Annotated in this window: 11 protein-coding genes and 1 tRNA gene; 4 read left to right on the top strand and 8 right to left on the bottom strand. The window is 42.1% G+C overall.

The window, feature by feature from the left end:
• Nucleotides 1-115: 115 nt before the first annotated feature.
• A complete protein-coding gene (locus tag V6M43_RS18095; RefSeq protein ID WP_039129085.1) occupies nucleotides 116-562 on the bottom strand; it encodes an RrF2 family transcriptional regulator in 447 nt (148 codons plus the stop codon).
• Nucleotides 563-579: 17 nt separating this feature from the next.
• A complete protein-coding gene (locus V6M43_RS18090) occupies nucleotides 580-1,749 on the bottom strand; it encodes a galactokinase (protein WP_332737757.1) in 1,170 nt (389 codons plus the stop codon).
• A gap of 184 nt (nucleotides 1,750-1,933) precedes the next feature.
• Between V6M43_RS18090 and V6M43_RS18085 the strand changes: the two genes are divergently transcribed.
• On the top strand, nucleotides 1,934-2,821 hold the full coding sequence (locus V6M43_RS18085; protein ID WP_332737755.1) for an AraC family transcriptional regulator: 888 nt from the start codon (nucleotides 1,934-1,936) through the stop codon (nucleotides 2,819-2,821).
• Here the strand turns inward: V6M43_RS18085 and V6M43_RS18080 are convergent.
• Nucleotides 2,818-3,255: a response regulator gene (locus V6M43_RS18080; RefSeq protein WP_332737753.1), complete on the bottom strand. Its 438-nt coding sequence runs from the start codon at nucleotides 3,253-3,255 to the stop codon at nucleotides 2,818-2,820. The genes V6M43_RS18085 and V6M43_RS18080 overlap by 4 nt on opposite strands.
• A gap of 74 nt (nucleotides 3,256-3,329) precedes the next feature.
• Between V6M43_RS18080 and V6M43_RS18075 the strand changes: the two genes are divergently transcribed.
• Entirely contained in the window at nucleotides 3,330-9,398 is a 6,069-nt protein-coding gene (locus V6M43_RS18075; RefSeq protein WP_332737751.1) for a HAMP domain-containing protein, read from the top strand.
• A 6-nt stretch (nucleotides 9,399-9,404) separates the two neighbouring features.
• Nucleotides 9,405-10,691 (top strand): sensor histidine kinase, encoded by a 1,287-nt coding sequence (locus V6M43_RS18070; protein ID WP_332737749.1) that lies wholly within the window; start codon nucleotides 9,405-9,407, stop codon nucleotides 10,689-10,691.
• Between the two features lies 1 nt (nucleotide 10,692).
• Here the strand turns inward: V6M43_RS18070 and V6M43_RS18065 are convergent, their stop codons facing one another.
• The 5 genes from V6M43_RS18065 to V6M43_RS18045 form a co-directional block, all read right to left on the bottom strand.
• Nucleotides 10,693-11,559, bottom strand: coding sequence for an SDR family oxidoreductase (locus V6M43_RS18065; RefSeq protein WP_332737747.1), 867 nt, complete (start codon nucleotides 11,557-11,559; stop codon nucleotides 10,693-10,695).
• An 11-nt stretch (nucleotides 11,560-11,570) separates the two neighbouring features.
• The gene (locus V6M43_RS18060) at nucleotides 11,571-11,828 is read right to left on the bottom strand and encodes a hypothetical protein (protein ID WP_332737745.1); all 258 of its coding nucleotides are present in this window, start codon (nucleotides 11,826-11,828) and stop codon (nucleotides 11,571-11,573) included.
• 43 nt (nucleotides 11,829-11,871) lie between these two features.
• A complete protein-coding gene (locus V6M43_RS18055) occupies nucleotides 11,872-14,193 on the bottom strand; it encodes a glycoside hydrolase family 3 protein (protein ID WP_332737743.1) in 2,322 nt (773 codons plus the stop codon).
• Nucleotides 14,194-14,243: 50 nt separating this feature from the next.
• The gene (locus tag V6M43_RS18050) at nucleotides 14,244-22,940 is read right to left on the bottom strand and encodes a GH36-type glycosyl hydrolase domain-containing protein (RefSeq protein WP_332737741.1); all 8,697 of its coding nucleotides are present in this window, start codon (nucleotides 22,938-22,940) and stop codon (nucleotides 14,244-14,246) included.
• Nucleotides 22,941-23,212: 272 nt separating this feature from the next.
• Nucleotides 23,213-23,285, bottom strand: a tRNA-Lys gene (locus V6M43_RS18045).
• Between the two features lie 201 nt (nucleotides 23,286-23,486).
• Between V6M43_RS18045 and V6M43_RS18040 the strand changes: the two genes are divergently transcribed.
• The gene (locus tag V6M43_RS18040; protein ID WP_332737739.1) at nucleotides 23,487-24,296 is read left to right on the top strand and encodes an SDR family oxidoreductase; all 810 of its coding nucleotides are present in this window, start codon (nucleotides 23,487-23,489) and stop codon (nucleotides 24,294-24,296) included.
• The last annotated feature ends 20 nt before the right edge of the window (nucleotides 24,297-24,316 follow it).

Raw genomic sequence — 24,316 nt, 5'->3', positions numbered from 1 at the left:
TGGAACAAAGATAATAGTAATTGATACAATTCCTATCGTTTTAGTAGGTAATATTGAAACCACCTAATTGAAAAATCGCAATCATTTGATTGTGAATAAATTATAGAAGAGTTAACTAAATTACAAAATCCGACTCATAGCTGTTTCCTGACTGCATAAGGTCCTGAAGTGACTTACCCTCTATCACTTCCAATGTAGCATCTCTAACTTCAAGAAAGATTTTCCGGATGCTGCAGGACGACTCGGGATATGGGCAAAGTCGGCATGGTTCATAGAACATTTTACTTACGCAGGGAAGAAGTGCTATGGGACCGTCCATCAACCGCATTATTTGAACAAGAGGGATCTCGCGGGGGTGACGAAGCAGATAATAACCTCCATTTTTTCCGGCCTTACTGCCAAGTATACCGGCTTTCCGGAGTTCCAGTAAAATGGCTTCAAGGAACTTCGCTGGAATTTTCCGGATCTCTGCTATCTGGTTAATAGGGATGAAGCCTTCCTGGTAATGTTCACCAAGAAAAGTTAGCGCATGGATGGCATATTGGGTTTTTGCTGAGAGCATAGTAGGAAGGCAAAATACTATTTCTTGCCTGAAACCGAATGTGTTCCATTGGAAAGATTGCATTTATAAGCCAGCGGCTCAATGCCGAAACGAGCTTTAAACGCAATGCTCATCCTCTCAATAACCTCATTGATGGAGGATTTTTTTACAATATTGATGGTGCAGCCGCCAAAGCCCCCTCCCATCATTCTGGCGCCGGCAATTGAATATTCTTCGCGGGCGAGATCAACCAGGTAATCCAATTCAGGACAGCTTACCTCATAGAGTTTGGAAAGTCCCATATGGGATGCATACATTTTCTTTCCAAAAGTTACAATATCATTTCTCCGCAAGGCTTCACAACCAACCTGGAGACGGAGGTTTTCTTCCACCACGTATTTACACCGGTTATAGATGGTCTCCGGAACAAGATCTTTAAGCGTATATTCTATCATGGCCCGGTTGGCATCCCTTAAACTTTCCACCTGGGGATAAACTTTCCGGAGCGCTGTTACACCCTGTTCACATTGCTTGCGGCGTACATTGTATTCGCCGGCAGCAAGAGAATGTTTAACCCGGGTATCCATTAAAAGTATTTCATGTTGATGAAGGTCGAGTGGCACATATTCATATTTCAGGCTCCTGCAATCAAGAAGGATGGCATGACCTTCTTTACCAAACATACTTGCAAACTGATCCATAATACCACATCTCACTCCAACAAATTCATTCTCTGCGGCCTGCGCCATTTTAACCAATTCAAATTTATCAAGGCTCAGTTCAAATAATTCATTGAGGCCAAAAGCAATCCCACATTCGAGTGCCGCAGAAGATGAGAGTCCGGCCCCGGCAGGAATATCTCCACCAATCACAATATTCAATCCCCCTATGGCGAAATTTTTCTTTCTGAATTGTTCCAGCACGCCATTGATATAATCGGGCCATAATTGGGGAGATCTGTCAAGTTTATCCAATTTGCCTTTGAATTGCTGATCAAAATCAACCGCAACAAAATGGAGTAGATTGTCTTTTCGCCTGCTGATAGCAATGGTTATCATTTTATCAATAGCGGCGGGCAGAACAAAACCATTGTTATAGTCTGTGTGTTCGCCTATCAGGTTGATCCTTCCCGGACAGGCCACTACAAGTTGAGGTGCAACTTTGAAAATGCTGGAAAATTTTTTGGCAATAATCTGGTGTTGAGACAACAGAATGGGTTGTTTCGGCAATTTGGAGGTTGGGGTCATTTATCGTTGAGTGCTGCTAATAAAGGCGACTAAATTAAGGAAAGAAGGTTAGATATAAAAAATCAACGTATTATCGGATTCTTGCAGTATTTTACCTTGATTTTTGATTTTTTATTAGACGGATTTCAACTACGGTGCCTGCTGCATGAAGATTATACAAACAGAAATTGCTCTGAAGCTAAACAGCCTCTTCACTGTAATGGAAAGGGAAGAATCCTATTTTAATTCCCCCCTGCATTTTCATCCTGAATATGAATTGGTATACATCAGGGAGAGCTCTGGAAAAAGAATAATTGGAAATCTTATCGAAAAGTTCGAACCGGGAGATATGGTCCTTATTGGTCCCAACCTGCCGCATATCTGGATGAATGATGAAATTTATATGCAAGGTCATACAGATATGAGGGCCAGGGCAATTGTGATATATTTTCATTCCAGTTTATTTGATAGTGGCCTGTTTTCACTTGCGGAAGCAAATCAGATAAACCATCTGTTAAAGATTTCTTCCAGTGGTTTAGCTATACAGAAAGAAACCCGCCATTTAATAGCGCAGAAGATGGAAAGACTGCTCCAGGTGCAGGGCTTTGAAAAAATAATGGGCTTGTTGGAAATCCTTCATTTGCTTTCTATTTCGCGGGATATAATTCCCATCAATTCAGAGGAATTACATAATAGGTCGAACACTGAAAAAGACAGGCTCTGTGATGTATACCGATATGTGAATGAAAATTTCAGGACCGATATACAACTTAAGGATGTTGCGAGACTTACCAATTTAACACCTCAAAGTTTTTGTCGTTTGTTTAAAAAGCGGAATAAGATCCATTTTGTTGAATACCTTAACCAGGTGAGGATCAGCAGCGCTTGCAGGTTATTACTTGACAGTGACTGGACCATCTCAGAGATCGCCTATAACTGCGGTTATAAAACCATTTCCAATTTCAATAAATTATTTAAGGAAACAACGGGCCATTCACCCAAGAAATACAGGGAGCAGGCATCAGTATCCATTCACTTAAAAGAAGAAGTTTAGCTCTTCACCTGGCAGAAGGAAAGCATATAATTGGCAACATCTTTCAATGCTCCCATATCATTTGGTTTCACTACATAATCAGATGCACCCATCCTAAGACAATCGGCTTTACAAGCCGGGGATTTTGACGTACTCCAGACTATTTTGGGAATAGCAGCATATCGTTCATGCTGGTTCAACAAATGTAGAATTTCTGCCCCATTCAGTAAAGGCAGGTTATAATCCAGAATAATCAGATCAGGCAAGCGGTCAGCAGGTAATGATTCGAGGAAACTAATAAGAAGTTTTCCATTCTCCAACGATTTGAAAATGTATGATTTATCTATAGATTGGAGTGCCTCGGCAAGAAACTCCTGATCATCAATATCATCCTCCCCAAGAAGTATGAATTTTGGATTAGTTGTGGGAAGGGTTTGGGGAAATTTCTCTACCATATTTTGTTGAAGTCTTCTGATAACCGAAGGTATAAATTTTTATCTAGCTTTCAGACCAAATAAATGCATTATTCATGCAGCAAAAAACAACCAAGGCAGTTGCAGCAAAAGCAACTGCCCTGAACCCGTCCGATGTCCAGAATGACCATGATGATTCTTTAAGTAACGCAGAACTTCTCAAAGTACTTACTGAAGTAAAAAATGGGAATTTTTCGATCCGCATGCCGTTTGATAAATTGGGTATAAGCGGCAAGATCTGTGACACCTTAAATGAGATCATCTCACTCAATGAGATACTGACCCAGGAACTTGAAACGGCAAAACATACTATTGGTAAGCAGGGTAAGCTTAACCATCGTGTAGAGTTGCCTAGATCTGCCCGTGGCTCCTGGAACAGTAGTGTTGAATCCATCAACACATTGATATCTGATCTGGTACATCCTACTATTGAAATAGCCCATGTAATAAGTTCCGTAGCAAATGGGAATCTTTCGCAGGAGATGCCTCAAAAGATCGGGGATCATCTGCTGCAGGGAGAATTTGCACGCATTGCAAAGGAAGTGAATGATATGGTGAAGCAGTTGAACCTCTTCTCCATGGAGGTAACACGTGTTGCAAGAGAAGTGGGATCAGAGGGTAAGCTTGGTGGACAGGCAAGAGTTAAAGGCGTTGCGGGTGTGTGGAAGGACCTGACAGATTCAGTAAACCAGATGGCCGGAAACCTGACTGCGCAGGTTCGAAATATTGCGGAGGTGACCACTGCCGTGGCAAAGGGTGACCTGTCAAAGAAAATCACGGTAGATGTAGAAGGTGAGATCCTCGAATTAAAGAATACCATCAACACGATGGTTGACCAGCTTAACTCTTTCTCCTCTGAAGTAACAAGGGTGGCCAGGGAGGTAGGTACGGATGGTAAACTTGGGGGACAAGCGGAAGTAAAAGGTGTTGCAGGTACATGGAAAGACCTGACTGATTCGGTGAACCAGATGGCTTCAAATTTAACTGACCAGGTAAGGAATATCGCACAGGTTACAACTGCTGTGGCAAAGGGAGATCTTAGCCGGAAGATCACCGTGGATGTGAAAGGAGAAATCCTGGAATTGAAGAATACCATCAATACGATGGTGGATCAGCTCAATTCTTTTTCGTCGGAGGTAACACGTGTGGCGGTAGAAGTGGGTTCAGAAGGTAAGCTTGGAGGACAGGCAACGGTTAAAGGAGTTGATGGGGTATGGAAAGACCTCACAGAATCAGTGAACCAGATGGGTTCAAACCTCACAGCGCAGGTAAGAAATATTGCGGAAGTAACAACCGCTGTGGCCAATGGAGATTTATCAAAAAAGATCACGGTTGATGTTCAGGGAGAGATCCTGGAACTAAAGAATACTTTCAATACGATGGTTGACCAGCTCAACTCCTTTGCGTCCGAGGTAACAAGGGTGGCATTGGAAGTGGGTACAGAAGGAAAGCTTGGAGGACAGGCAAAGGTTCAGGGTGTTGGTGGAACATGGAAAGATCTGACAGATTCTGTGAACCAGATGGCCTCAAACCTTACAGCCCAGGTACGGAATATTGCAGAGGTAACAACTGCGGTGGCCAATGGTGACCTTTCTAAAAAGATCACCGTGGATGTTGCCGGCGAGATACTAGAACTAAAAAAGACCATCAATACGATGGTGGATCAGCTCAACTCTTTTGCTTCGGAAGTAACACGTGTGGCACTAGAGGTGGGAACAGAAGGAAAGCTTGGAGGTCAGGCAAAAGTAAAAGGTGTTGGAGGAACCTGGAAAGATCTTACTGAATCGGTGAACCAAATGGGATCAAACCTCACCGCACAGGTAAGAAATATTGCAGAAGTAACAACAGCGGTGGCGAAAGGTGACCTGAGCCGGAAGATTACTGTGGATGTGAAAGGTGAGATACTTGAATTGAAGAATACCATCAATACGATGGTGGATCAGTTAAATTCTTTTGGATCGGAGGTTACGAGGGTAGCAAGGGAAGTTGGTTCGGAAGGACAGTTGGGTGGACAAGCAGATGTACCGGGTGTGGAAGGACTTTGGAAAGATCTGACAGACTCGGTAAATAAAATGGCATCCAACCTTACCTCGCAGGTGCGAAATATTGCAGAGGTTACAACGGCGGTGGCAAATGGAGACCTTTCGCGGAAAATTGAAGTGGATGTAAAGGGAGAGATCCTTGAGTTAAAGAACACCATTAATACGATGGTGGAGCAGCTCCGCTCCTTTGCATCTGAAGTAACAAGGGTGGCGCGAGAAGTAGGTACCGATGGAAAGCTCGGAGGCCAGGCTAACGTGCCGGGTGTGGGAGGAACATGGAAAGACCTTACCGATTCGGTTAATCAGATGGCAGGTAACCTTACTGACCAGGTGCGAAACATTGCCGATGTTGCCATTGCTGTTGCGAAAGGAGACATGAGTCGAAAGATCACAGTGGATGTTCGGGGAGAGATCCTTCAATTGAAAGAGACCCTTAACACCATGGTGGACCAGTTAAGGGCATTTGCATCAGAAGTAACGAGGGTGGCAAGGGAAGTGGGAACAGATGGAAAGTTAGGTGGACAGGCATTTGTGCCGGGTGTTGCAGGTATCTGGAAAGACCTTACTGACTCCGTGAACCACATGACAGGTAACCTGACCGACCAGGTGCGGAACATTGCAGAAGTAACAAAGGCAGTTGCATCGGGTGACCTTACGAAAAAAGTAACCATTGATGTAAAGGGTGAAATATTCGAGTTAAAGAATACCATTAACACGATGGTGGACCAGCTCACATCGTTTGCTTATGAAGTAACCCGTGTGGCCCGTGAAGTAGGAACGGAAGGAAAGCTGGGTGGACAGGCAGAAGTAAAGGGCGTTGCAGGAACCTGGAAAGACCTTACCGATTCAGTTAATATGATGGCATACAACCTTACCAATCAGGTAAGAGGCATTGCGAAAGTTGTAACTGCAGTAGCAACAGGTAATCTGAAGCAGAAGCTATCTATCGTATCAAGAGGAGAAGTAGCACAACTAACGGATACCATAAACGAAATGATCGATACCCTGGCCTTATTTGCCGACCAGGTTACCACGGTGGCACGTGAAGTGGGTGTGGAAGGAAGACTTGGCGGACAGGCAAGTGTTCCCGGTGCTTCAGGGATATGGAAAAATCTTACTGAAAACGTAAACCAGTTGGCGGAGAACCTTACCACCCAGGTAAGAGCTATTTCTGATGTGGCTTCGGCTGTAACGCAGGGAGATCTGACCCAGATGATTACGGTGGAGGCCAAAGGGGAAGTGGAAGAATTGAAGGATACCATCAACCAGATGATTGCGAACCTGAAACAAACCACCTTGCGAAACCAGGAGCAGGATTGGTTGAAATCGAACCTTGCAAAATTAACACAGATGTTGCAGGGGCAAAAAGATCTCAAAACAGTAACCAGGCATATCCTCTCAGAATTAGCGCAGGTGGTGAACGCACAAAAAGGTATGTTCTATATTCTGGAGCAGGATGAAAATCTTCAGAATAAAAAACTCAAGCTTTACGCAGCATATGCTTTTGATAAAGAGATAGCACTGAAAAAAGAATTCTCCCTGGGTGAAGGTTTGGTTGGTCAATGTGCACTGGAGAAGGAGCGCATACTGCTTACTAATATTCCAAGAAACTATTCAAAAATAGTTTCCGGATTAGGCAACTCCACTCCTGCCAACCTGATCGTTTTACCCGTATTATTTGAAACAGAAATCAAGGCCGTCATTGAATTGGCATCGTTTGATCATTTCAGTGAAACGCATCTGGACTTCCTTACCCAGCTTACAGAAAGTATTGGAATTGTATTGAATACTATTGAAGCGAATTCCAGAACGGAAAACCTACTTCAGCAATCCCAATCTCTTACTGATGAACTGAGAAGAGCAAATGAGGAACTACAGGATAAGGCACATCTGCTCGTAAAGCAAAAGGAAGAAGTAGAAGCCAAGAATAAAGAAGTTGAAGAGGCCAGGTTATCGCTTGAAGAAAAGGCAGAACAGCTGGAACTCACTTCCAAATATAAATCAGAGTTCCTTGCAAACATGTCGCATGAGTTGAGGACACCATTGAACTCATTGCTTATTCTCGCACAACAACTTTATGAAAATCACGAAGGCAACCTTAATGATAAACAGGTAAGGTATGCCAAAACCATTCATAGTTGCGGAGATGATCTGATACAACTGATCAATGATATTCTTGATCTTTCCAAGATCGAATCAGGTTATATCTCAACTGATTTTATCAATGTAAAATTCAACCAGATAACATCTTTTGTTGAAACAACATTTAAGCATGTTTCTGAAAGCAGAAATTTAAGATTCTCCATTGAAAAACAGGATGGATTACCGGAGGGATTTGAAACGGATTCACAGAGGCTAAATCAAATCCTCAAGAATTTATTATCCAATGCATTCAAATTTACGGAGAAGGGTGAAGTGAAGCTTCGCATCTATGAAGCAGATCGCGGATGGAAACATTCAAATCCGGAACTTGATAGTGCGCGCAGAGTGGTAGCTTTTGAAATAAGGGATACCGGAATAGGTATATCAAAGGATAAGCAGAACATAATATTTGAAGCATTCCAGCAGGCAGAGGGTTCTACTAGTAGAAAATATGGTGGAACAGGCCTTGGTTTATCGATAAGCAGAGGCCTGGCAGATCTTTTGGGAGGCACCATTGAACTTGAAAGCGAAGCAGGCAAGGGCAGTGTGTTTACACTGTACTTACCTATGGAATCTGCCACCCAGCCTGTACGTCGGGAGAAACCTGCTTCTAAAAAGAAAAGAGAGTATAAAATTTCAGAGATAAGTGAATTCATCAGTAAGGAAGTTACAAATAGTGAAAAACTGACTGAACATAATGAATTGGAAGGCTTGAATGAAATAATCAATGACATTGGAGATGACAGGAACAATATTATTCCTCCAGACAAAGTGGTACTGGTTATTGAAGATGATGAAAGGTTTGCAAGGATCATGATAGAGAAGGCTCATGAGAAGAATATGAAGGCAGTTGTGGCTACGCATTTTGCAGAAGTATTTGAACTTGCCAATAAATTTAATCCCGTAGCGATCACACTTGATGTAAAACTTCCTGATGCAAGTGGATGGAGAATTCTTGATCTTTTTAAGACGGATATAAACCTAAGGCATATTCCAGTACATCTCGTTTCGGGGGAGGAAAACAGGGTGCTTGCGATGCAAAGAGGCGCGAGAAGCTTTCATCAAAAACCATTGACAGCAGAGGGTTTGACGATGCTGTTCAATGATATGCAGGAATTTTCTTCGAGGAAGGAGAAAAAGCTACTGATAGTTGAAGATAATGAGACAGAATCTGCACAATTAGCAAAATTCCTTGATAACAATGATATAATTTCAATTGATATTGCTAATACCGGAAATGAAGCTTTGGAGTTGTTGCATAAAAATGCATATGATTGTGTGGTGGTGGATTATATGTTACCTGATATAGCAGGTCTTGATTTTGTTATAGAAGCAAGCGCTATAAACAAGTTGCGCATGACACCACTTCTTATTTATTCTGCAAGGGATTTTTCAATAAAAGAAAAAGGAAGGTTGAAACATTATGCCAATAAGATAATGTTGAAAAACATCAATTCCCTAGACCTTCTTCTTGAGGAAATCGTGACATTGTTACATATAGATCATCAGGACCTTACGCCTGAAAAACGCAGCTTAATTGAGGAACTCAGGTCATCAAAAGATATTCTTATCAATAAAACAGTTCTTGTAGTGGATGATGATGTTAGGAACCTGTTTGCACTTACTACATCATTTGAGCGATATCATATCAACACCATCACTGCTGAGAGCGGTCAGGAGGCAATGGATATTCTAAATGAGAATGATAAAATAGACATTGTTTTAATGGATATCATGATGCCGGAAATGGATGGCTATGAAACAACACAAAAAATAAGGCGTGAACATAAAAACACTACGTTACCCATTATTGCTGTTACGGCTAAGGCAATGAAAGGTGATAGGGAAAAATGTATTGAAGCCGGCGCTTCAGATTATATTACCAAGCCTGTGAAAATGGATCAGTTATTGTCACTGATGAGGGTATGGCTATATAAATAAAAAATAATGGACAATATCAATGATAGGAACCAGCTGACTAATTCCGATGTAAAGATCCTGGTGGTAGATGATCGGGAAGATAATCTGTTTTCAATTGAGACCATATTGGAGCCGAGCAGGTATACCATTGTTAAAGCAAGGTCTGGACGTGCTGCATTGAAAGCACTACTCCATCAGCATGATTTCTCACTCATTCTTATGGATGTCCAGATGCCTGACATGAACGGATTTGAAACTGCATCGCTCATTTACCAGCGTGAGAAACTCCGGAACATACCCATTATATTCATTACAGCCAATGATTATGGGGAGGAGCTTATTTTTGAAGGGTACAGGATGGGTGGTGTGGATTATATTTATAAGCCTGTAAATCCGGATCTCCTAAGGGCCAAGGTTAGCGTATTTGTGGAGCTATACAGGAAGACACAGGAACTGATGGCACAGGAAAAACGCCTGACAGAATCAAACGTTTCCTTACAGCGTGAAATACAGGAAAGAAAAGCCTCAGAAGAAAAAGTTAGATTATTAAATGAACAATTGCTGGAGAATAACAATTACCTGAAAGCGCTTAATGAGGACCTCGATCGCTTTGCCTATGTTGCTTCACATGATCTGCAGGAGCCATTGAGAAAGATCATGCTATTTAGTGATCGGATCCTTCAAAAGAACATTGTTGACAATGATGTTTCTCTTTACCTCCAAAAAATTGTGAGTTCATCAAAAAGAATGGAAAATCTCATTGACGACCTATTACGGTTTTCGCGACATAATACACACCCCACTGATTTTACCCGCATTGATCTGAATAAAGTTGTGTCAGATGTTCTTCAGGATGTTGAGGTAGACATCGAAAAGAAGAAGGCGATGGTCAAGTTTAATAGTTTGCCCGAAATATGGGGCATACCAATATTAATTCACCAGTTGTTTTTCAATCTCGTGAATAATGCCATAAAATTTTCAAAGCAGAATGTTCCGCCCGAAATCAATATTAATTCTGAGTTGGTAGTGGAGAATGATCCCTCATCCATTTCGAGAAAGCAACAAGGTCTGCGTTACCAGCGAATCACAATAAAAGATAATGGAATTGGTTTCGATGCAAGTTATTCTGAGGAAATTTTCCGTGTATTTAAGCGACTCAATAGTTATCATGAATATAATGGTAGTGGAATAGGCCTTTCCATTTGCAAGAAAATAGTTGAGACACATAACGGAAGTATTAGTGCCGAAAGTGTTCCGGGTCAGGGTTCAACATTTATGATTGAGCTCCCTGAGGAACAATTATTTCCACGATAACTTATCCATTTACGATCTCCCCTCCATTGGGGTGAATAACCTGTCCGGTAATATAAATACTGTCGTCTGTCGCCAGAAATAAATAGGCAGGGGCTACCTCCCGTGGCTCACCAGCTCTTTTCATGGGTGTATCACTACCATGGGTTTTGACCTTTTTGCTGTTTACACTTGATGGGATAAGAGGAGTCCAGATAGGGCCGGGTGCAACCGCATTCACCCTTATACCCTTTTCAGAGAGATTTGCAGCAAGACTTCTTGTGAACGACACTATAGCACCCTTGGTTGCGGCATAGTCCATCAAAGAGCTGCTACCACGATAAGCAGTAACCGAAGTTGAATTAATAATTGCACCACCTTTCTTAATATGTTTTAATGCAAGGCGAGTAAGGTTAAAAACTGAAAAAACATTTACCGCAAAAGTTCTCTCTAATTGCTTAGCTGATATTTTTTCAAGTGAATCCTGTTCATAGTGCAAAGCAGCATTATTGATCAGTATGTCAATGCGACCAAATTTCCTGATTGTTTTTGCAACGATGGCTTTACAAACAGATTCGCGTGCAATATCACCTGGAATAATTATACAATCCCTTCCATATTTTTCAATCTCCTGTTGAGTTAATCGGGCGTCCGAAGTTTCGTTGAGATAAGATATTGCAATATCGGCGCCCTCTTTAGCAAAAAGTACTGCCACTGCCCTGCCTATTCCACTATCTCCCCCCGTTATAAGGGCAATCTTACCCATTAACTTACCAGAACCAGACTTTTCGGGATAATCGTATTCCGGCAAAGGTTTCATTTTTGATTCTATTCCTGGCTTACGCTGGGGTTGCGCAGGTCTCAATGCTTTTTTTGAATTTACCTTTTGCATAAAATAATAATTTACCAGCAGTCATTGTTTTTTGCCTTGATATATCCGCCAACGTTATCCGGAATATTCCAATCAGAAAATGGGTTTTTATTCTGTAGAGACTTCTCCTCTTTTCGTACAATATGAAGGGGCTCGTTTCGGGAAATTTCTTTCGCGATTAACATGTTGGAGGGATTAATTCTGATTCCTTTCTTTAGGATTCTGCTTCTCTCTCTACCGTAAAGTCTTGTCAGATATGTTTCTTGTGCCTTGAGTGCTGTCGAATTCATGGGATAGTTTTCCCGAATTGGAAAAACTTCATGCCATCACACATTAACGTTTCCTATATTTTTCAGTACGATTATCTTTAATTTTTCCTTTCCAGTTAAGGCCAAAACCAAAATCATACTTGTTGCCCTGTGTATCAACATGACAATTCATATCATGCGGTGTATCTTCAAATTGCTCTTCCACCGTTTTCATATCAGCAGGCATTTGAACAGGGAGCAGTCCTGATGGTTCAACACCCGTAAGAATATCTAAAATTGCCTGATCCTGAACACCAAAACCAAGCAGTATTCCGTCAACTTTACTCTCAAATTCTGAGAAGATCATTGGGCCTGATGCCTCAACACTTACTATGACAGGCTTATCTGCCATCGCAGTTCTGGTATCAAGTATTGTTTTCAGTTCTGCATTGTTTAATGCTGTAAATGATTTCCCTTTATATGTACGATCGGTTATAGAGGGATCAACAACTGGATCGCCAGCGGCAATACTTTTCTCTCGCGCATTTACAGCCGTATATGGTGAATATTGCAGCGATATAGGTACATATCCACTTCCTCCTTTTTCCCGATCATCTTTCTCATAACCAACACCACCCATCGGACTCTTCACAAAAACCAATGCAAAATCCGCAACTGCAGGATCTTCAGTTACATTGAAGTATTTGCGGACCAGATCCATGTTAACAGGATAATCCAATTTTTCAGGTGTAAGATTACCGAACCAATCGCGCATTGCCGGACTAAGCCTTTTGGGGATATATACTGTTTTTTTCTTCTGCAACGGCAGAACATTCTGCTTGTTCTTTAGCATTACAATCGACTTAAGCTGGGCCTGGTAACCAGCAGTTACATACTCAGCCTTTCCAACAGTAACTTTTGAGGTTTCCGGATCCAGATAGGGGTTTTCAAAAATGCCTGTTCTGAAAATATTCATCAATAACCTGACAGCGGACAGTTCAAATCTTTTGCGCATGAATGATTCACCATGTTCTTTAACTCCCATCTGGTATGCCTCTGTTATGGGTGCAGAAGCATTGTTTCCGCCAAACTGATCTACTCCGGCCATGAGAACCTTGTAGTGACGCTGTGCTATATTCTCGCGCTCTACACCCCATGATTTACCGGCAAAAACATCAGGGGTTTTTCCTTCATCCCCTGTAATAAGCCAATCAGTACAAACGACTCCTTCATATCCATATTTATTCCGTAACAGATCCGTGATGATGTATTTGGAAAAACCATTGCCAACATTTTCCCCATATTTTTTATCCTGGTCAAAACTGATAGTATAATAAGGCATCACAGCAGATGCCATTTTTGTTTTGCCAGAAAGTTTGAATGCACCTTGCAGAAAGGGGATCATTTGCAATTCAAAATTATTACCGGGATAAACGGCAAACTTACCATAAGCAAAATGCGCATCCCTTCCACCCTCTTCCGGGCCACCGCTCGGCCAATGTTTCACCATTGCATTAACACTGGTAAATCCCCAACCATCTTTCAATTCATCCAATCCCTCAGAAGTCTGAAATCCATCAATATAAGCCCTGCCCATATCTGCTGACAAATATGGATCTTCCCCAAAAGTTCCTTTAATACGATTCCACCTTGGTTCTGTGCCCAGGTCAATTTGGGGTGATAAGGCTGTAGTGATGCCAAGCGCCCTGTATTCTCTGGCTGCTATTTTTCCAAATTGAAGTACTAAGTGGGGGTCGAAAGTTGCAGCGAGACCCAGCGCTTCAGGCCACATTGAAATTTTTCCACCTGCACCTGCATTATATTCTGTTGAGGCGATAGCATTATGGCGGGGATCAGAACTTGTATTGGCTGGTATACCGAGCGCCAAACCCTCCACCATAGCCTGGAGATTATTATTCCAGCGTGCTGCAACTTCTGGACTTTCCACACTTGTAATAAGAACATGGCGCAAATTATCCTTACTTAGAAATTGCTTCTGCTGATCACTAAGATCATATGCTTTTGCATCACTTTCACTAATAGGTTTACCATTATAGGTGCCGCTTCCAAAACCCCTGGAACGAGCCGGTATCGATTGATGACCACTATACAACATTAGTCCGGCGATTTGCTCAATTGTCATTTTAGAAGCCAGATCCTTTGCCCTCGCCTCAAATGAATTCCGCCAATCTTCATAGATGTCAAGTTTGCCATTTCTGTTCAAATCCTTAAATGCATAACCATCTTTCGATAAAATTCGTATACCAGAATTTGGAGAGTATCCGAGAATACGTCCTCCTTTATTTGTTATTAAACTGAAATTCTCCTTTTTGACTTCTGTCCATTGCTGAGAAAGAACGTTGCTGGCAAAGAATGCCAGAACTACAAATAAAATGGTTGGTTTCATATGACTTTATTTCATCGTGTTAATGTGACACAATATATGAAATATGCATGCTATTTATCATACACAAATATTGATACCTGGTGTTCATTGCCATCGTCAACCAGGTTAATGAAATTTCCCATATTTTCTCTGCCATCTGCAATGGCGTAGGAATCTCCTTCTCCCTCCTTCTGGAAAAGGTTTATATGGTAAACTGAGGTTTTAAATTTGTATTTTATAGAGACATCGGGCCATTCAGCAGGAAAACAAGGATTGAAATAAAGTTTATCTTTTCTTAGTCTCATTCCTAAGAATGATTCAAGGATAAATTGGTAAAGCCATCCTGAGGAACCCGTATACCAGGTCCAGCCACCTCTTCCCCTGTGCATTTCATTGGCATAAACATCCGCTGCCATAACATAGGGTTCGGCTTTATAAACCTGTACTTCTGCCGGGTTGGAAGCATGCCCTATAGGTTGAATCATGTTGAAGAACTCCCATACCTTATTGCGCTGTCCCAGTTTTGCAAAAGCCATTAAAGCCCAGACAGCAGCATGAGAATATTGTCCTCCGTTTTCACGCACGCCGGGTACATATCCTTTTATGTAGCCGGGATTCAATCCATCGCCTTCGAAAGGAGGATCCAGTAACTGGATCAGGTTCATTTCCCTTTTAACAAGATACTTTTCAAGGGATGACATTGCTTCTAACTGTCTTTGTTTGTCACCTGCTCCTGACAATACTGACCAGCTTTGGGCAATAGCATCAATACGGCATTCAGTATTTTCTTTTGATCCCAATGGGGTTCCATCATCAAACCATGCACGTTTATACCATTCACCATCCCATGCAGCAAGTTCTATATTGGCTTGTAATTTTGCAGCTTCAACTTTACATGTGCTGGCGAAATCCGGATCTCCATGATCAATGGAAACCTGTTCAAACTTCATCAGAATATCATAGAGGAAAAAGGCAAGCCATACGCTCTCTCCGATACCATGGTGGCCAACCTGGTCCATGCCATCATTCCAGTCTCCGGACCCAATAAACGGCAGGCCGTGTTTACCAAATTTCAGGCTATGTTTTATTGCCCTCACACAGTGTTCATAAATTGGTCCATGTTGTATTCCACTAACCGGAAGATCATAGGATGAATCCTCGCCGTAATTAAGATGCCTGCTTTCAAGATAGCCTGCGTTTTCGGTTAGCAATTCCATGTCACCCGTAGCATCGAGATATTTTGAAACCACATAAGGCAACCATAAGAGGTCATCACTACATCTTGTGCGAACACCTCTTCCTTCCGGTGGATGCCACCAATGTTGAACATCACCTTCCACAAATTGTCGGGATGCGCTAAGGAGTATCTGACGCCTTGCGAGGTCGGGACGAGTGTGAATAATTGACAGTACATCCTGGAGCTGGTCACGGAAGCCAAAAGCTCCACCGGATTGATAGAACCCGCTGCGGGCAAAGATCCGGCATGCGAGGGTTTGATAGGTAAGCCAGCCATTTGCAAGCAAATTCAAAGAAGAATCCGGCGTGTTTACCTGTACCGCATTTACCACATCATTCCAATAATCTTTTGATCGTTGGAAGGCTTCTATAACCGACTCGCGGGAAGAAAACTTTTCAATTAATGCATTAGCAGCATAGGAGTTTTCTTCATTTCCCACAAGAAATACGATTTCCTTTTCCGCTCCATCGAGTAACTCAAATTTTGCCTGCAAAGCTGCACATGTATCCATACCTGCTCCGGTTTTGCCAGATAATTTTTTCTGGTGAAGCGCTTGAGGGTCTTGCAGATTCCTGTTACGTCCAATGAACTCAGAACGGTCGGTGGTGAATCCCGGTTTCGTAACATCAACTTTAAAAAACGATACCCTTTCGGCGAAACTGGTATTATACCTATTGCGAAAAAATAAGGCTTCACTGCCGGTTTCCTGTTCAGACAGGATATGCATATTGGTTTTTGATCGCAGATCACCCAATATAATTTCAAGATATCCGATTGTTGAAAGTTTCCGTACCCTGCCCGATTGATTCTTTATCCTTAACTGGATGAATTTAACAGGTGAAACAGTATCAACAAAAACCAACATCTCGGAGAAGATTCCATTTTCAAGATGTTCATAAATACTGTAGCCAAATCCATGTGTAGTAACATAAGGCATACTACCTCTTACAGGGAATGGGGAGGGCGACCAGAAATTACCTGTTTCTTCATCGCGGATGTAAAAAGCTTCTCCCCCAACATCACTAACCGGATCATTGTTCCAGGGTGTTATGCGATATTCATGCGCATTGATAGCCCAGGTATAGGCGGAGCCAGTTTCTGAAATCACGGTACCAAAATCCGGATTAGCAATAACATTTACCCATGGAACCGGAGTTTGCTTGTTTGAATCGGTGATGATTTTATATTCTTTCCCATCGGGAGTAAATCCACCTGTACCGTTAAATGCAACAAGATTGTTTGGCAATGGCATTGTCTGCTGCATTTCTACTCCTTCTGTTTCCTTTACTTCCAGTAAAGGTGGCAGGCTTCGTTCTTTATAATGCCTGTTAACCTGGCCCGCTAAACTTCCTTTATTACTATGGATAATGACTCTTGCAACACTTTCGAAAAGTATACGATCTTCTGTAGATAACTGATCGGCAGCTTTTACAAAAATATTTCCAGGTTTTGTATAACCTGGTGATCCACCTGATTCAAGGCTTATTAAACCTAATATCTCCTCTTGTAACACCTGCCTGTATGAGCCGTGATCATCATTCCAGATAACTAGATCAACTGATAGTCCGGTAAGCCGCCAATAAGCATGCGCCTGCACCATTTGCCTTGCAAGATCAATTCCCTCTTCATCATATATATGAAGTAATACGATGGGAATATCACCAGAAATAGAATGGCTCCATAAAGCCGATTGTCCACGCAGGTTACTCCGTATAATTGCCGGATCAGTTCTAAGATCAGGGTTTGAATATATTACTGAAGCTGCCAGCCTATCATATAACTGGGCATCAGCCTCCGTTGCATTGATTTGTCGCAGTAAAACCTGGCTATGTGTCCATGATAATTCAAATGCCCTGTTCTTGAGGTGTTGGTCACGATATTTATGCATGAGACCTTCACAGGCAATTTTTGTGTCACAGATGCCATAGATCATATCAATTGTTGCCGACTGATTTGGTTTCAGGCTAAACCGATATCGTATTGAAAGTATGGGGTCAAGCACTGATCCATCGGTGCCGGATAATACATCATGATGCATTGCCTGTGGATCGGCCAGGGTATTACCCCTTCCTATGAATCGCATCCTGTCTGTTTCGTAGGAAACCGAATCTGCAGTTACACCATTTACCTGCATAAGGTGAAACATCCATGGCGGTGTTTCATTTGCGGAACGGGCTCTTCTGGTACAAAAGACCGCCCTGTTTTCCGGCTTTATTTCTGTTTGAACAAACAGATTACTGAAAGCAGGATGCGCTTCATCAGAAGCCTGTGACGCCATGGTTATTTCAGCATAGCTCGTAACTTCAAGCACTTTCACAGATTGAGAGCGATTGGTCAGTTTCACCCTTCTCATTTCTGTATCATCTTCCGGCGAAATCACTATCTCTGTTTTTGTATGAATTCCATAATCGCTCCTTCGAAATTCAACATGGCCTTGTGAAAAAACAGCCTCATAACCTTTACCCGCCTGAAGTGTAGGCTGGTGGGTATTTGACCAGAAACGTCCACTGTAAACATCTTTTATATAACAAAAGATACCGCGGTCGTCTTTGGTAGTGTCTTCTCTCCATCGTGTTACGGCAATATCTTTCCAACGACTGTAACCTCCCCCACTATTGGATATCATTACCTGGTAACGTCCATTACTAAGTAATTGAACCTCGGGAATAAGGGTATTAGCGGTATTCAGTTTCCTGACCTGCATATCAGTTGTAGCAGTATGCGTTTCAATTATATCGGCAGTGTGGGCGTAGAACAAAGTTGCGCGTGGTATACGTTCCTGCAGAAGAAGCAGAGTAGCCTGGAATCGGAGTTCTGCAATAAAACGCTGCTGCATAGGTTTGTTGAGCAGAACATATGCCATGGCAAGAAATCCCATGCCCTGGTGATGCACCATATAGGATTGAATAACAATATTTTCCTTTCCCCGTGGTAGCCGGCTTGCTGTATAGTCTATGGCTTCATAAAATCCAAACTCTCCCAGGAAACCATCTTTAGAAAGCTGTTGCAGGTTGGAAGTGGCTTTTCCTGGCGATACCATTAAGGCTAACATAGAAGCATAAGGTGCTATTACAAGATCCTCCTCCAGACCACGTTTAAGGCCCAGACCAGGCACTCCGAATGCCCTGTACTGGTAGTTGAGGTTAGTGTCAACCATATTATAAGCGGATTCTGAAATACCCCATGGAATATCACGCTGATCACCATACTCAATCTGTCTTTTGACGGTGGCTTTGCTCGTTTGATCGAGCAAAGTATTATCATAGGAAGGCATTACCAGTTGTGGCATCAGGTATTCAAACATGGATCCGCTCCATGAAAGTAAAATTGGATCGCCTCCAGAATTCGTAAGTAGCCGACCCAGGGAGAACCAACTTTCCTGTGGTAATTTCCCCTGGGCAATGCCAACAAATATTCCCAGTCTTGCTTCTGAGGCTAGTAGATCATAATAACTATTGTCCTTCCTTTGTTCCTCAACGTTATAGCCTATGCGTAATAGACTGGTCGATTTGTCAAGTAAGAAATCATATTCAACTGTACTTAATTGCTCGCAGCGTATTGAAAGTTCTTCTATCAGTAAAATCCTTTCCTTTGCGAGATGACTTCCTTTTTGTATAAGGCTTCGTATATTCTGCAACCAGTTTTCATCACTGGTGCTAAGTTCAGCTGTTTCATAACTCTTCAATTCATTATCGAACTGGATGGGGGCCTCAATTAAACTGTGTAAACTCGGTACATCTACCAGCGATACTAACGAAGTAAATTTTTCTGGTATGGGCATTTGCGACATCCAGGGCACCATTGCACAAAGGTCGTTGCGTATCAGGTTCACTTGTTCTGAAAACCGGTTCAGCCATTTATAAAATTCATTATTGGTATCAGTTTCCTCAAGTATTTTCGCATCAATAATTTCAATGATCTTACCCAGGTTATTCTTTATATCAGGAAGTGAACTGCATTGTTCTGCCGATGTATCTAAAAGTTCAAGCAATTTTTTAACGGCACTGCTTTGATGTGCAGCTGAATGTTCCTTCATTAACATTGCTGTTGTGATAAGACCCAAAAATTCCTGCCTGCGAATTAATTTTTCGGAAGGAAGAGAAATTAATCCCTGACGCAATGTCAATAAATGACCTGCAAGATTTCCTGAATCTACGGTAGAAACATAACGGGGATTCAGCGGCAACATTGATATGGTGTCGTACCAATTATAAAAATGCCCCTGGTATCGCTCCAGTTTATACATCGATTCTAATGTGTTCCGGCACCGTATTGCAAGTTTTCCGCCAGAGATATATCCAAAATCATAGGCCGCCAGGTTGGCGAGTAAAGCCAATCCCATATTAGTGGGAGATGTTCTATGAGCAATTACAGAAACGGGATGTTCCTGGTAGTTGTCAGGTGGAAGCCAGTTATCGCGGGATGTTACAAACTCTTCAAAATAGATCCATGTTTTACGTGCCGCTTTTTGAAGGAATAGAATTTGTTCTTCTGGCAACTCCAGACTATCTTCTTTTTCTGGTTGGCTGAGGAACCACGAGATGGCCGGGGCCAGTGTCCACAGCACCAGAAAGGGCAGTGCTATAAAAAGTGCATCAGAAGGATATTGGAGAAATAATGCCAAACATGTTAAAGCAAGTAATGGTGCAATGAACATAATTGAATATGATCCCAGCAAATCATTCCCATTGTTCCGGGATGAGGATGCAGACGGTGTCCATTCCAGAAGTTTTTTGCGGGTAATCAGTAATCGCCATAATGTTCGCAAAACAGCATCGGTAAACTTAAATGCTTCATATGGCAGTACAGTTGAATTAAAAACAAATCGGATAAGGGCATCATTCACAGAAGCACCCACTTCTGTGAGGTGAGCCTTAACCGTGAGGTCGATTGGTTTATGCATAAGCTGCCAAACTGCATTTACAACCACAGGAAGAAGAATCATTATTGTAACTGCCAGCGTCCAAAACCATGGAAGCGGTAGAACAAACCATCCAATCAGTAACAGAATCAGCAAAGCCATTGGCACGAGGCTTCTCCGGAGGTTGTCAAATATTTTCCATTTTGATAATCCGGATAATTTATTCTTTGTTAATCCTCCTTTCTTTGTTGGAGTAAAGGGTAATATCCAGGCTGCAATTTGCCAGTCGCCCCTTATCCACCTGTGATGCCTTTTTACATCATCATGATATCGGGAAGGATTATCCTCATATAATAATACATCACTTAGTAGTCCTGAGCGGGTATAGCAGCCTTCCAGCAAATCGTGACTGAGGATCCTGTTTTCAGGAAATACCTGGTCAAGCACTTTGTCAAAAACATCTACATCATAAATGCCTTTCCCGATAAATGATCCTTCGTTGAATAAATCCTGATAAACATCTGATGACACACGTGTGTAGGGATCAATTCCTGAAACACTACCCTGCATCCGCAGATATAAGGAGGGGGCCATTGAAGGAATGGATGATGCCACGCGTGGCTGAAGTATACCATGCCCTTCAATAACTCGATTCTTAACCGGATCCAAAATCGGATGGTTAAGGGGATGGGCCATTGTTGCTATGAATTTCCAAACAGATTCGCGTGGGAGCTGGGTATCAGAATCAAGTGTGATAACATATTTCACATTTGTCAACACATGGTAATCTCCCGTAATGGTTGAAAATTCATTCTGGCTTCTTCCCCTGATCAACCCGTTCAATGCTGATAGCTTACCTCTTTTTCTTTCATAACCCATCCATCTCTTTTCCCTGGCATTCCATGTTCTTGGACGGTGAAAAAGAAAGAATGTATCATATTGTGTATTATTATATTTCTGGTTGAGATCATTGATCAGCATGCTGGCATATTCTACCAGTTCTGCATCACCGGGCATTGTAGCTTCTTTAGCATCCGGGAAATCCGTTAGTAAGCCATAGTGAAGATGCTCCACCCTATTTGCAAGGAACCGCACTTCTAATGCTTCCACCATCTCTTCAATATATGTTTTACCCGAAAGCATAGTTGGAACAACTACCAGTGTACGGTATTCAGGGGGAATACCTTTTGAAAAATCCATCCTGGGGAGCATTTCAGGCTTAATCCAGATCGTTGAGATCCAGTTAACAAGCGATACCGACAATTGTGATGCACCTATCAATGATACCAGGCCAAGAATCAATAATATCCATTTATCCTTATAACCATTCTCCCATGCCATGTAAACCATTGCTACGGAAATAACAATGCTGATCAAAACAATGGAATTGAGGTAGATAAATACCGGCATCCGTGCTGCGCTATTGAGAAGTTTTTCTTTGATTGAGTAGCGCATGCCGGCAGCCTGCTCCGTCAATTTCCGACCTTTATCAACAAGGTAATAACCTACATGCTGTTTGCGGATAGAACTTACTCCAACGCCATGATTGAGCGATGCCAGTTCAAGAGCTTTCTGGGCTACCGCTGTTTCAGAAAGATCACTCCCTTTTGATATGGATTCAACAACATGCCTATACCTGTCGCGCGTAGCGAAATCCATCAGGGAATAAGTACTGGTTTGGTCTTCACGCAATACTTTTTCAACACTGCTTAATGCTTCAACAAATTCGCGCCAATCTGTTGATCCAAGAAATCTAAGTGTACCGATACTGTTTCTCACAGAAACCTGGTCTGCGGCCTGTTTCTGGTTTTCCTGCCTAACCAGGTCATTGCTCGTCATGTCAAGAGCCGTCAATTGTTGCTCCATCCACGATAATGGCAATGCCAGGGAAGGGCCCTTACCTTGAAGCTTTCGTGTAAAGCCAGCAACAAAGGGACTATCAAGCACCGGTTTTGATCTTGCCATATCTGCAATCACAAGAATCAGGCTTCCCGGATCATCCTGTACGGCCGCGATCATTTTATCAGCCCAATATTCCGCGAGGTTATGGTCAACCATGTCAAGCGCAATCTTTCCTGAAACTCTTCGCAGGTTTTCGATTACTGCAAGGCGAAGCATAATAGGGATAGCCCATAATTCACCAAGTGTGAGAACCGTCACTTGCTGGTAGGAAGAAATGAAACTACTAAGGCTTTTAAAATCTACACGCCCATCACTGTGCGAGATAATTTCAAGAACGATATCATATACACGGGGCATACCTGCAGATGCTCCTGTCGAAAGATTGGGGAGGCCCTCACTATATCCTTTGGGTAAATGTTTTCGCGCTATTACAACCTGTTCTTCTATGAGGTAGAAGTTGTCAAGCAACCATTCTGCTCCGGGCGTAATTGATTTTCCAGATCTTATACCTTCAACAAGCAGGTTTCGGACGGCAAGTAATGTTCTCTCATTATCATCGAGCCGTCTTAAAAGTTTATCAGAAGATTTTCGTTTCTGGAGTTTATGGGTACCGGCAACAACCTTTGCATGCCGGTCCATCTGGAATGAATTATATAGATCCGATCGATATGGTTCATCAGTTCCAATATGACGGATCACATGATCGCCCTGGAAATATATACGCAAACTGGAAAGGATATCAAATACTGTACTTGTGTTGACCTTCATATTACACTGGTGGTTCTAAGTCTTCAATGTTTATAGGGTAACTGTATCAAACAGGCTTAAAACAGGAGATACTGGGAATTACTTTCTACTTAGGGATTGATGTTGCCGTTATTAGTCAGATTCTCAACGGCGATGTGTTTCGGTGAATTTACTGAAAAATCTTTTGATTGGAGCCCCTGAGTTTAGAATGAACGCAGTATTAGAATGAAAGCAGAAGTAGAAATGTTAAGTGCACAAAAAAAGCCTCCCTTTTGAGGAGACTTTAAAGCTTGTGATCCGGCTGGGACTCGAACCCAGGGCCCATACATTAAAAGTGTATTGCTCTACCAACTGAGCTACCAGATCAACTATTATAAGAACTTTTGACTTGTTGTCTTTTGTTTTGGGAGTGCAAAAATAGGGATAAAACATTTCTGCCCAAATTTTTCGGGAAACTTTTTAAAAAAATATGTGAATACCGTTTGTTGACTCCTGAAAAGTTTTCATCGCCCTTTATACAAAGTACTCATTTTTAGGGTAGGTTTGTGTTTAATTTCTTATCCAAATATGTCATCTTTTTTTACCAATAAAGTAGTGGCTGTAACCGGTGGCAGCGAAGGAATCGGAAAGGCGCTGGTGGATGCATTGATCCTCAGGGGTGCCAGGGTGGCCACCTGTGGACGGAACTACGACAAGCTTTACAACCTTCAGATGGAATATACAAATGTTATGCTCCATACAGTTGTGGCTGATGTTAGTAAAGAGACGGATTGCAGAAAATTTATCGAATCTACCATTGAAACCCTGGGAGAAATTGATATACTTATCAATAATGCCGGTATTTCCATGCGTGCGCTTTTCGAAGAAGCTGAAATGGAAGTATTTCGGCAGGTGATGGAGGTGAACTTCTTCGGAAGTGTGTACTGTACAAAATTCGCATTGCCTTCACTTATCAGGCAAAAAGGAATGGTAGTAGGAATCTCATCAATTGCCGGTTATCGGGGTTTACCTGGAAGAAGCGCATATTCTGCTTCTAAATTTGCATTGCAGGGATGGCTTGAAGCATTACGCACAGAAATGATCGATAAAAATGTTCATGTTATGTGGGTGTCACCAGGTTTTACTGCCAGCAATATCCGGAAAGTGGCTCTTAATGCGCAGGCACAATCTCAGGGAAAATCGCCAATGGACGAATCCAGTATGATGTCTGCTGCTGAATGCGCGCAATATATCCTTGAATCGATGGAAAAAAGAAAACGCAGTCTTGTCCTAACGTTTACGGGCAAACGTGCCGTGTTCATGAACCGCTTTTTCCCATCATGGGCGGATAAACTTACACATCAGTTTTTTTTCAAGGATGGCAAACTGGTGAAGTAGTACATTTACCGCGGAAGCAT

The organism is Flavihumibacter sp. (assembly GCF_036676075.1).
In the GTDB taxonomy this organism is placed as follows: Bacteria; Bacteroidota; Bacteroidia; order Chitinophagales; family Chitinophagaceae; genus Flavihumibacter.
The sequence above is the reverse complement of the archived record's forward strand: the minus strand, read 5'-3'. Positions and strand labels throughout refer to the sequence as shown.